The sequence below is a fragment of the Treponema bryantii genome (assembly GCF_900111035.1).
Classification (GTDB): Bacteria; Spirochaetota; Spirochaetia; order Treponematales; family Treponemataceae; genus Treponema_D; species Treponema_D bryantii_C.
This window is the reverse complement of the sequence record NZ_FOFU01000001.1, coordinates 50138-62332: the sequence shown is the minus strand read 5'-3', so window position 1 is coordinate 62332 and position 12195 is coordinate 50138. Positions and strand designations below refer to the sequence as shown.

The following is a 12195-nucleotide window of genomic DNA, read 5'->3' as shown; positions in this document are numbered from 1 at the left end:
ACTTAGAACTCGCCATCTTCGATATGACCGAACTCGCAGAACACTTTCTGAAGTGTAGCGTGTTCGATCTGTTCGAGGGTGCTGCCAATATGCTTATAGAGTTTTATTTCGCCTGTACCAGAACCACCTTCAAGAACGTTCAGAATTTTTCTCTGTCCTTCAGGCAGCTCAATAGTACGGTTATTTAATTCACGGATTTTGCAGAAAACATCAATATCAATAACCCATTCTTTGCTGTTCAGGCTTGCACTCCAGTGAAGCAGATTTTCTTCCGGATTATCATTCTCTGGCATCTGGGTACAATCCCATACAACAGAGAACTGACGCTTAGAACCATCAGCACAAAGCTCAATATCAATATCTTCAAATTTTCCTACAAATGAAACTCGGTCATCAAAAATACCTTTTACTGCAAATGAAGATTCAAAAAGAGTTTTTCCAGAAATCACACTTGTAAGATTTGCAGAAGAAAGATGGAAGAATGGTTCAGGAATTCCCTTACCCCAGAAACGTTCCGAATAACCATTACATCGCTTTGGATCAATCGCATATTCATCACCATCAAAATGAATTGAACCGGTATATACTGTCTGAAGTCCAAAAGGAAACCATCTTATTAAATCAGATTTATAACCGTTGGTATAATCTTTGGTAATTGTATAATTGATATCCCATTTAGCATAGCCATAATCACACAATAGTTCTGGATGGGCTGCATGCTCTTCCTGGGGAACATTTATAAAACCGCCGATTTTATTTTCGTTGAAGTATTTGTTATCTACAATGATTTCAAAAGGTTTATTACTAAAATGAACTTGTTTAACCGGATAATAAGAACAGAATTGCTTTCCTTCTTTGCCAAAAGCACCGACTCTTACAGCACAGTAAGAAGGCTGAACTATAGCTTCTGTTGAAAGATCTTTTGCAGAATCAGTACCGGCAAGTGCATATTGCAAATCTTCTGCAGAAATACTTACCCGTGGCTTAAAACCTAACTGAACAGCATCGCTTGAATTCCAGGGATTGAGCATTTCAAACTCAATATAGAACATCTGTTCTGCCCCAGTAGAAGTATTAACGGCATTAAAAACAAAACGCCAGAAATTAAGCCCAAGCTTTTTCTTTGCGCCTGTAAATCCGAATTTATAATCATTTGAAAGTTTTGTGTTCGACTTCATGTTAAAAACCTTTATAAGAAACCTATTCTCTTATATTGTCGACATTTATAAATAGAACTTGATTGAAAAACAAAAAAAGCCGTCTGAATCCAAAAAAGGAATCAACGACAGCTTTTTTTCTATAAATAATTATACTTTTATCTATCAGGAAGGATTTTTCCCAAAACTACTTAAAGAGTTTATCGATGGACTTATTAAGTTCCTTCTGTTCTTCTGGGAAATTGTCGTTCAAGTACTCAAAGCACTCTACGGCTGCACGCTGCGCATGCTCATACCAGATTTCATAAAGCTCACTCTTAAGTTCTCCACCTGGAAAAGGAGCTCCCTGAACATCCGAAACCAAATCTCTAAGCATTTTGACGCATTGTTTTGTCTTTTTATCCATAACCTGTATCTCCTTTCCATATTATGGAATGCTTTAAAAATATTATAAAGGAATTTTTATATTATTTCCAGCAGAATTTTTTGTTTTAGCAGAATTATTACTGAATACAGCTTTTGAACATTGTTTTTGAGCTGATTCGTAAAATCTGTCGCAAGCCTTTTCAACATCCTCTTCCGTAACTTCAAGAAGATTATCAACACGAACCTGCTTAAATCTCTGAGGATTACCATACAGCATACCTTCAAAACTTCTGGCTCCCCTATCCTTCGGACTGGCAGGAACTATAGCATTTCCATAATTAGATACTATAGTTTTTTCAACTTCTTCCTTAGGAATTGGTGTACTGCACAATTCTTTCAAAGACTGAAGATAAACTTCAATTGATTTTTCCGGGGTTGGATCACGATAAGTTGTCATGATAACCTGCTTTTCAATACTGTCTACCCAGCAGGAAGCACCGTATGCACCACCAGTTGTACGGATTTTATCCCAAAGTGTATGATTTGAAAGCCATGCCGCAAAAACATTTTCTGCAGCAGCTTCTTTTGTAAGATAACTTGATGAAGGTATAATTGCCGAAGCATAGCCTGTTTGTCCCGGAACATTCAGGAATTGTATTTTATCTTCTTTACAAGCTTCAAAATCACTAATATATGGAGAAAGCTCATCCATTGTATAATGATGGCCTGGAAGCAGTTTTGTAAGCTGAGCCTTTTTAGCAAAATCAGAAAGCAAAGGTTTAAGTTTTTTGAGTGAATCACTATCTGAAGTAATATGTATTATACCACCTGCTTTTAAGCATTCTTTATACATATAACTGAACATTTTCAGCATTTTTTTAGCATCATGCTTTTTATAGCCTTCTACTGTATGAAGCTGACTCACCCCCCACATAATTTCATTCAATGCCAGATTTTCATTCCAGCCGGCACGGGCACGTTTTTGAGTGTAATCACGGCCATTAGAAATTATGCTGTTTTTCTTTTCTGCTTTAAGCTCAGTCATCAAAGTTTCAAGATGTTTTTTATCATCAAAATCCATCTTTGTGATTATTTCTGCAAGCATATCCAGGGCTTCTTCTGCACGTTCTGTCAAAGCTTTACAGATTAATCCAACCCAGTTTCGGCCACAGAAATTATAAGCTCTGTATTTATCAGCTTCTGCAATACAATCTGGAGCATCAGGTATTGAACCGGAAAGAGTACGCCCCCAGATATCTCCCATTACGCAGGAAGATTGAGCTGTACACTTATCCCAGCCTTTTCCATTCCAACCGAGATTAGTAAGTACATCTGCAAAGAAAGGTATATGCTGAAGATATTCTGCAGGCAGCCTGTCAAACGGAAAGAGAACATCAACATAGAAAATACCGTTGGTGTCTTCCTGGCTGATAAAAAGAGGAATATCCGAATCATCTGCGCCGGTAATAAACTCCAGTGTTGTTTCTGGTATATCTATTGAACGCTCAAGTTCGCTGATTTTTGTTGTTGGGATGCAGGCAGTTTCTTCAGAAGTCTCAATATGCTGCTGGTAAGCATGCAATTCATCGAGATCTTTCTTAAGCTGAACCTTATCAAGATTCTGTTCAAGGCGTTCAATGAGCAGTTTTTCTGCTGCCTCACGTTCCTTAAAATAGTTCTCTGAAGGCTCTGAAACAAATCGTACCTTAACAGACGGATCTAAAAAGTATTTTTTGATAAGTTTCTTTGTATAATCCGGGTCCTTATGAAGTTCAGTTTTTACTCTTTCAAAATCTGTAATTGGAGCGAGATGTCTTGAACAAACATCTCCATTACACCAGCCCTTCAAAGTTTTTTCCATAAGCTGAATAGAGAATGGTCCCCAATATCTGTTAACTTCGCGCAAGGTAAAATCAATACCCATTACAGCAGAATCGATATCTTCCTGTAAAACCCCTTTCTCGTAAATTTCGTTTAGCGTTTTTTCTACAAGGGTAAAGACCTTTTCTTCATTTCCCTTTTTTACGCCCCATAGACCTGCACAGAAGAACTCCTCACGGAATTGGCCAAAACTCTGAAACTGTACATCATCACCAAGTTTTGAATCTTTTAAGGCGCGAGCAAGCGGTGAACTGTCATTTCCACACAACACTTCACATAGGAAAAGTTTTTCAATATCAGCTTTACCGGCATACCAGTTCAGAGAAACAAAGCTTCCTGTAGAACCTGTTTCTGGAGCTAAGGTTTTTAGCGAGCATGATTCCTGCAGAAAATTCAAAGTCTGAAGATTCTTTATATCCATCTTTATGACAGGCTTTTTAGAATCAATATCAATATTGCAGATTGCCCCACCCTCGCGGCAGTCATATTTCTTTATGAGACGACCGATAAAACGTTCATCAATAAAATCCAGCTGCTGATAGGTTGGAATATCACCATACAAAAATAAAAGACAGTTATCCGGACTATAAAACTTCTGATGAAAATCAAGAAACTCCTGGTAAGTCAGTTCAGGAATATGCAGCGGGTCTCCACCAGAATCAAATGCAGGATAACTGTTTGGGAACATTGCAGAAATAAGATCGCTGAAAGCAATGGGCTGGAACGAAGAGTAATTTCCCTTCATTTCATTATAAACAACGCCCTGAATGCTGAGTTTTCCCTCTTCATCCATTTCTACACGATGCCCTTCCTGAATAAAGGTTGCGTGATCCAGTTTTGGAAAGAATACTGCATCACCGTAAACGTCCATCATATTAAAATAATCAGCGCGTACTACTGAAGCTCCCGGATAAACAGTTTTATCCGGATATGTAAGGGCATTCAAGAAAGTATTAAGGCTTGTTGAAGCAAGTGTAATAAATGGCTCTTTTAAAGGATATTTTTCACTTCCGCACAAAACTGAGTGTTCCATAATATGTGCAACACCACGGGAAGTTTTGTCGAGTGTACGGAATGCATAAGCAAAAAGGTTTTCTTTATCGTCTTTGATTATATGATAAACTTCCAGACCGGTAATCTTATGGCGCAGATATACAGCGCGGGCCTTGTAATCAGGAAGTTCATCAATAGCAAGCAGTACAAAGTCCTTGTAAGCTTTGCCGATATTGGCTGGGTCAGTAAAATTAAACATGTATAAACCTCTATTAAACGAAGACGTCATCGTTCCTGTCTTTTATGATAAGATGTCCCTCTTCGAATGCACGACGCAGTTTGCTGAAGAATTCCGAAGTTATACGTTCACAGTCACTTCGGCGCATAGGCTTTAAGATATCTTCCTGTGCGCGAACTTCTGCACGACGACCTGCAGAAATATTGCTGAGGATTTTTTCACGGAAATCATCCGGTTTTGCAGCAATAAGATAAGCGATATCTATTTCTGTCATTTCACGGAGTTTTTCCTGAACAAAGCGGTCATCTGATTTTACAACATCATCCATTGTAAAGAGCCGGCTTCGTAAATCCTGTCCCAAATCAGGATCATCTTCAGAAAGATAAGTAAGTATATCATTTTCAGCTCCTGCATCCATCTTTTTAAGAATCTGGGCAAGGGCGTTACGTCCATCAATATTCTCTGCTTTTTCAACAGTCTGATTCAAAGATTTTTCGTGCATAGCCTGATCTACACGGCGAAGAACATCCGGGCTCACAGGCTCCATTTTTGCAAGCCGCATAACAACTTCTTTCTTCTCTTCTGGAGTCATAAGGTTGATGATTTTTGCAGCTTTTTTCGGATTAAGATGAGAAAGAACCATACTCTGCACACCAGGATTTTCATCTTTTATAAGCAGATATACACGTTCATTGTCAGCATCTCTAAGATAGGTAAAAGGAACCTTACCTTCGAGCGGCATAGCTTTTTTAAGCAGCTCGTCTGCACGCTTTTTTCCATATGCTTTTTCAAGCATTTCTCTGGCAGTTTCTACGCCGCCTTCTTCACGGGCCTTATTAAGAAGTCCGTTAAATTCCTCCATAATAACGGCAGCTTCTTCTTTGCTTACAGTTCTTATAGAGGCAATTTCAGGAATTATTTTTTCAATCTGAGATTCAGAAAGATGTGGAAGAATTTTAGCAGCTTCATCTTCGCCAATGAGCAGAAGGAATTTTGCAACCCGGCGGTAAACGGAATCTTTTCCGTCTGGAGTCTGTTCAACAGGAACCTTTAACAGGCCGCCGGTTTTAAGATAATCAACAGTATTATCCAGTGCCTGCGATGGAGACTGCTTTTTTTGTGTAAGATCTTCTGCCTTTATATCTTTTGTGAAAACTGTCTTCTGAAAATTGTTTTCTGATTTTTGTACTGAGGGAGTCTCATTAACAGGAACTGGAATTCCCTCAGCATTTTTAGTATAAGCTTTGGCACGAAAATCCTTAACATTCATAATGTTAATATTTTATCACATATCACGCAAAAACGCCACTCACCATTTTTGCATAATGACCATTCAATGCAAGAAGTTCATTATGATTTCCGCGTTCAACAATTTCTCCATGATCTACAAAGAAAATCACGTCTGCATTGCGGATTGTTGAAAGTCGGTGTGCAATAATAAAACTTGTTCGTCCTTTTAGAAGTTCACCAAGCCCCTGCTGTAAAGCTTTTTCAGTATGAGTATCAACTGAAGAAGTTGCTTCATCAAGAATAAGAATTCTAGGATCACTTAAAAGAACTCGTGCAAAGCTTATAAGCTGTTTCTGGCCCTGTGAAAGACCACCGCCGTTTGCACTAAGCACAGTATTATAGCCATCAGGGAATGCAGAAATAAATTCGTGAGCCTGTACAGCCTTTGCGGCAGCCATACATTCTTCATCAGTTGCTTCAAGACGACCATAACGGATATTCTCCATAATTGTTCCGCTGAAAAGGAAACTGTCCTGCAGCATAACACCAACCTGTTTTCTGATTGACTTAATCAAAAGCTCCTGAATATCAATTCCATCTATAAGAATCTTACCCTTCTCTGCATTATAGAAACGGCTCAAAAGATTTACGATTGTGGTTTTACCTGCACCCGTTGGGCCTACAATAGCAACTGTCATACCCGGTGTTATTGTAAAATCGACATCTTTTAAGATTGGATTTCCCGGCTCATAAGAAAAATCAACATGATCAAACTGAACATGTCCACGGATTGGAGGAAGTTCTCTAGCACCAGGTTTATCTGTTATATCATCCTCTTCATCAAGAAGTTCAAAAATACGTTCGATATATGCGCCTGTAGTAACCATAGAATTATAAAAGTTACCAAGGTTCTGAATAGGCTGCCAGAAACGCCAGATATAGCCTGCAAACGCAACAAGAGTACCGATTGTTACAGTTTCTCCAAGCCAGTTGATACCTGCAAGATAAACAAGAGTAACACCCAAAGTTGAAAGAATATCTACAGAAGGCCAGATAATATTATTGATGTTTACAGCACGAATCCAGACTGTTTTACATTTCTGACAAAGTTCATTGAAAATCCCCTGATTTACTTCCTCGCGTGCAAAACTCTGGGTAACCTTCATTCCGTTCAAACTTTCAGAAAGATATGCTGTAAGATTTGAACGCTTATAACTTTCCTGCTTCCATGCCTCATGCTGTTTCTTCTTCATTGAAATAAGAATGATAAAAAGCACTGGAAGCACAGCCATACACACCATAGTCAGTTTTACATCAATTGCAATCATAAAGCCTATGATAACAACAAGCGTAAACAAATCAGAAATCAGCTGAATTATTCCGTTGGAAAGCAGATCAGAAAGCGAGTTTACATAGTTTACAACGCGGATAAGAATCTTTCCGTGTGGTCTGCTGTCAAAATAACTGAATGGCAGAGACTGAAGTTTTGTAAAAACATCATGACGGATATTAACAATAATTTTCTGTGCTACACGAGTCATTATCTTAAGCTTCTGAGCAAGCAGAATTCTTACTATCAAAGTTGAAAACAACAGTACAGCTGCAATAATAACTAACATCTTATAGTTCGCAGAAGGAATTGCCTTATCAATTGCCATTCTGGTAAGGTATGGACTTGTAAGTGAAATTGCAGAAGATACCAGCATTATCACACAGGAAAGTACCATCCATTTTGTATAAGGTTTAATCCATTTTGCAAGACGCATTATAATATGAGGATTAAACTTCTGTTCTATTTCTTCATCTGCATCAAATTTGTTTCTTGCCATAATTTACCTCAATAATCCTCTTAGCCGCGCTGTTCCAGCCATACATCATGGTAATAACCGTCACGAGAAATAAGTTCCTGGTGACTTCCCTTATCAATAATCTGTCCGTCCTGAATAACAAGAATTACATCACAGTTTTCAAAAGATGAAACTCTGTGGCTGATAATAAAAGCAGTGTGTCCTTTACTGCGGCTCTTAATAGACTGACGGATTTTATATTCAGTATCATTATCAACAGCACTTGTAGTATCATCAAGAATCATAATCTTTGGATCTGCAAGGAAAAGACGAGACAATGCAATTCTCTGTTTCTGTCCACCACTCAAGCCGACACCACGTTCACCGACAATTGTGTCATAGCCGTCTGTGAGATCTCCAATAAATTCCTTCACCCGCGCCAATTCAGCGGCAGCTTCAACATCTTCAAAAGAAGCCTCTGGTTTTGCAAAAGCGATATTTCCTTCAACAGTATCACTGAATAGGAATGCTTCCTGCATTGTAATTCCGACATTTCTTCTCAAATCCTGCAGATTGTACTCACGAACATCTTTTCCATCTATCAAAACCTGACCGGAATCTGCATCATAGTAACGACACATAAGATTTGCAATTGTTGATTTACCGCTTCCTGTTGGACCTAAAATTCCAACTGTAGTTCCCGGCTCGATCACAAAACTCATATTTTTGATTACTGGAGTTTCATTATAGGCAAAACTTACATCACGGAACTCTACACGACCTTCGACAGTTGTAGCGTCCTTACTGTCATTTCCATTTTTGATTTTCGGTTCTGCTTTATAGAGTTCAAAAAGTCTGTCGGCAGAAGCTCCGAAATTCTGTGTATTATCAACAAGAGTTCCAAACATATTGATTGGCTGAATAAAAGCCCACATAAGGCCGTTAAAAGTTACCAGCTGACCAATTGTCATTTCATTATTGATTACAAGGTAACCGCCGAACAAAATCAGAATTACAGGCAAAACCTGACACAAAGCATCTATCCAAGGCATAAAGCGTACACGCATATCTGCATTGGCTACTGATACATCGCGGTACCCTTCATTTTCTTTTTCAAAATGTTCTGTTTCATAGCCTTCACGAACAAAAGCCTTAACGACACGATTTCCTTCAATATTTTCACCAACACGTGTATTCAATACTGCAAACTGATCTCGTACACGCATATGAGCCGGTCGGATATGTACCTTGAATTTTCTTACAAGGATAAGCACTGGAGGTGCAATAACCATAAATGCAAGGGTTAGCTTCCAGTTGATTGAAGCCAGAGTAATAATTGAAAAAATATATATGAGACTGTTTTCAAGAATCTGATACAAAACCCAGGCAACAAAGTGACGGACTTTATCCAAATCTGAAGTAAGCAGTGTCATTACGTTTCCGGAAGGAGCATTATCATACCAGGAAAAATCAAGCTTCTGAATGTGAGCATATAAATCTTCCCTCATTTTCAAAATTACGTTCTGTGAACAATGCTCAAAAATGACCTGATAGCTGTAGCGGAAAATAGATTTTCCAACTACAACACAAATCATAATTCCAATTAATTTAAATAAAAGCTCATGCTGGCCGCCTTTAATAACCTTATCTACGATATTTCCGGTAACCAGAGGATTCACCATATTCATTGCAGCAACTATTACACTTAAAAAAAGTCCTGCCGCCATACCAAAACGATATTTTCGCACGTATGACCATACCCAGGAAAATGCTGTTTTTTCTTTCATAAAAACCTCTATTTTACACTAGCATTACTCGCAATTCCGTGCTATAAAAAAAGGGGAAGATAATTGTACAATTCTCTATCCCGGAGGACTCCATGGATGACCTTTTTGAATATAGTGACAGTCTTAATGCCCCTTTTCAGGCATTTTCTGGCGACTGGAAATTCGTAAAACCACACTGGCATTATTTTACCGAAATGGTTTATCTTGTAAGTGGAGTTTTATATGCAGAGGTTGATGGCAAACAGTTTACCATGAATCCCGGAGATATGATTATCTTCCATCCGAAGCAGATTCATGCCTTTCTTGATTACCCAGTAAAGGAAGATTATTCAGAAAAACCTCTGTTCTATGTCATTAAGTTTGATGACATGATTCTTTCAAATACAACACCGGGTTCTCCAAAACTTCCAAAACTTCTTGATAACGCAAATAATGCTTCTGAAGCAACCAATCTTCTTACTGCACGAGATCTTCGCTTTAATCCGGTAAAAATGTATTTTGAATACTGTATGTGGGAAACAAAAAACAAACAGTTCGGCTATGATATTAAGGTTGCTTCAATGATAAGCCTTATTGTAACTGAAATAATCAGAATATGGCTTCGACATGGTTTTCAGTTCTCAACTAAAACAACCTTCGACCAGTTTTCTACAAAGGATTTTTCTGTCCTTGAATATATCGACAAGCATTCGTCTGAAAATATAAGTATAGAAGAACTTGCCTCAAAATGCGGAATGTGTTATTCAAATTTCGCAAAACAGTTCAAAACTCAGTTTGGAAAAACCTGCAAGGAATATATTGAGTTTATTCGAATCTGTAAGGCAGATACTCTCCTGCTCTACACCGACAAGACTCTCGATTATATCAGTCAGGAAACTGGCTTTACTGATGCCAGCCATTTTATAAGAACATATAAGAAAATTCGTGGTATTACGCCTAAGCAGAGACGTAACTCTCATCTCTAAAAAAAAGAGTCCAATTCCTTAAACTCAGTTCAGGAATTGGACTCTTTTTTATTTAATTCATCACAAACTATTTAGTCTGCTTCTTATAGATATCGTTAGTAAGTTTTACAATCTTATCTACGTTGAGGTTCTGGCAGCTCTTTACATATTCATCCCAGTCTCTATTGATATCTTTCTGTCCTGTAACAAACTTAAGTGTCCAGGCATTGATATTATCAATAAGAGGAGTTGCCCAGAGATTCAACTGCTCACGCTGATCTTCAGTTGGCTTAGCCTTTGGATCAACTACAGCAACAGTCTTGTATTTTGCATAGCGGGCATAAAGATCCTGTACTTCTGGAGTGAATGCATCTGTTGATTCAGCTGTTGAGTGACCATAGAAGTAGTTACCACCAGCATATCCCCACTTAAGACGGATATCAATATCGCTATCTGCACCTGGAAGACCAAGACCACCACACTTATAACCTGGAAGAAGTTTCTTAATCTGTTTTCCATTTACAGTTGCATAATCCCATGTCTTACCCTTTGGACCCCACTTACAGAGTGTATAAGCCTCTTCTGAATAGAACATCCAGTCTACAAAGCGCATAAGTTTTACAAATTCTTTTTCTCCAAGTTCATCAAGAGCTTTCTGAGAAATCATTACACCACATTCAAGACGTGAAGTTTCTGCAAGATTCTTGTTTGTTCCAGATGGATAAGCTGTTACATAGCACTGAGCTTTATCTCCAACAATCTTCTTTACACCAGCAATATCGTTAGCCATCTGAGAGCGGTTTGTAGACATAATTACAGTCTTTCCGCTGTAGAACTTATTATGAGCAGTATCATCAGTCTGTGTGAAAGTTTCAGGATCAAGAAGTCCATCTTTTATAAAACTGTTAGCAACAGTAATAAATTTCTTGAAATCTGGGCTGATAGAAGATGAATAGAACTCTTTCTTCTTATAATCATATTTGATACCACCGTTAGAGCCTTCAATTGCCCATCCAGAAAGAACATTGTAAGAAGCACCCATCAATTTAAGAAGGTTACCCCCCTGTCCTTTTCCTGATTCTCCACACCAGAGGTCAGACCAGATGTAGTCAGACTGTTTACACATACCCTGTGCAACCATGTACTTCTTTACTCCGACGAGAACATCGTGCAATGTTTCCCATGTCCAGTCTTTTTCAAGTTTGCGAATATCATAACCAGCAGCTGTGAAAATATCATCACGAACCATAATTGTATAGTCCTGAAGAGCTGCCTGATGCATACCTGGGAGACGATAGAATTTTCCATCGTTCTGGCGGATTGTATCAAGATCTGGATTCATATTGTACTTATTAACAAAAGCAGTGAAGTTAGGCATGTACTGAGTATAATCAGAAACTGCTACAACACCGCCTCCAGCTACGTACTGATCTTCGCTATATACTTTTGGAATGATGTATGTAGCAGAACCAGAGTTGATTGCAAGGTTAATCTTCTGATTGTAGTCACCACTATCATAAGAGGTAATGTCAAGATGAACGTTTGTTACTTTTTCAATATCCTTGAATATACCTTCTGTCTTCCAGGTATCCTGCATTGCATACCATGATGCATCACTGAAAGAAATTGAGTATGTTACAGGCTTATCAGAATGGAATGTTTTTCCTTCACCGTAAGTATAACCAGATGCAGCTATATCTTTCTTAGCCTTTGTTTTTTTTGACCAAGGCGCAGCGAACATAGCAGCAACACACATAATTGCAACAGTTGTTGTTACAACTCTTTTCATAGTTTTATCCTCCTATTAATAAT

At 38.3% G+C, this 12195-nt stretch carries 8 protein-coding genes; 1 reads left to right on the top strand and 7 read right to left on the bottom strand.

Going from position 1 to position 12195, the window contains the following annotated elements; translation table 11 throughout:
• Positions 1-2 precede the first annotated feature (2 nt).
• The 6 genes from BMY21_RS00310 to BMY21_RS00285 form a co-directional block, all read right to left on the bottom strand.
• Positions 3-1178, bottom strand: a complete 1176-nt coding sequence (locus BMY21_RS00310; RefSeq protein WP_074639849.1) for a hypothetical protein — start codon at positions 1176-1178, stop codon at positions 3-5.
• 166 nt (positions 1179-1344) lie between these two features.
• On the bottom strand, positions 1345-1563 hold the full coding sequence (locus BMY21_RS00305; RefSeq protein WP_074639848.1) for a hypothetical protein: 219 nt from the start codon (positions 1561-1563) through the stop codon (positions 1345-1347).
• A 42-nt stretch (positions 1564-1605) separates the two neighbouring features.
• Positions 1606-4656, bottom strand: a complete 3051-nt coding sequence (locus tag BMY21_RS00300; RefSeq protein WP_074639847.1) for an insulinase family protein — start codon at positions 4654-4656, stop codon at positions 1606-1608.
• A 13-nt stretch (positions 4657-4669) separates the two neighbouring features.
• Entirely contained in the window at positions 4670-5905 is a 1236-nt protein-coding gene (locus BMY21_RS00295) for a flagellar motor switch protein FliG (protein WP_083379609.1), read from the bottom strand.
• A gap of 22 nt (positions 5906-5927) precedes the next feature.
• Positions 5928-7694, bottom strand: coding sequence for an ABC transporter ATP-binding protein (locus BMY21_RS00290; protein WP_074639846.1), 1767 nt, complete (start codon positions 7692-7694; stop codon positions 5928-5930).
• 20 nt (positions 7695-7714) lie between these two features.
• The gene (locus tag BMY21_RS00285; protein WP_074639845.1) at positions 7715-9439 is read right to left on the bottom strand and encodes an ABC transporter ATP-binding protein; all 1725 of its coding nucleotides are present in this window, start codon (positions 9437-9439) and stop codon (positions 7715-7717) included.
• A gap of 92 nt (positions 9440-9531) precedes the next feature.
• On the opposite strand from BMY21_RS00285, the gene BMY21_RS00280 reads away from it, so the two are divergent.
• The gene (locus BMY21_RS00280; protein ID WP_074639844.1) at positions 9532-10404 is read left to right on the top strand and encodes an AraC family transcriptional regulator; all 873 of its coding nucleotides are present in this window, start codon (positions 9532-9534) and stop codon (positions 10402-10404) included.
• Positions 10405-10471: 67 nt separating this feature from the next.
• On the opposite strand, the gene BMY21_RS00275 is transcribed toward BMY21_RS00280, so the two are convergent.
• The gene (locus tag BMY21_RS00275) at positions 10472-12172 is read right to left on the bottom strand and encodes an extracellular solute-binding protein (protein WP_074639843.1); all 1701 of its coding nucleotides are present in this window, start codon (positions 12170-12172) and stop codon (positions 10472-10474) included.
• Positions 12173-12195 lie beyond the last annotated feature (23 nt).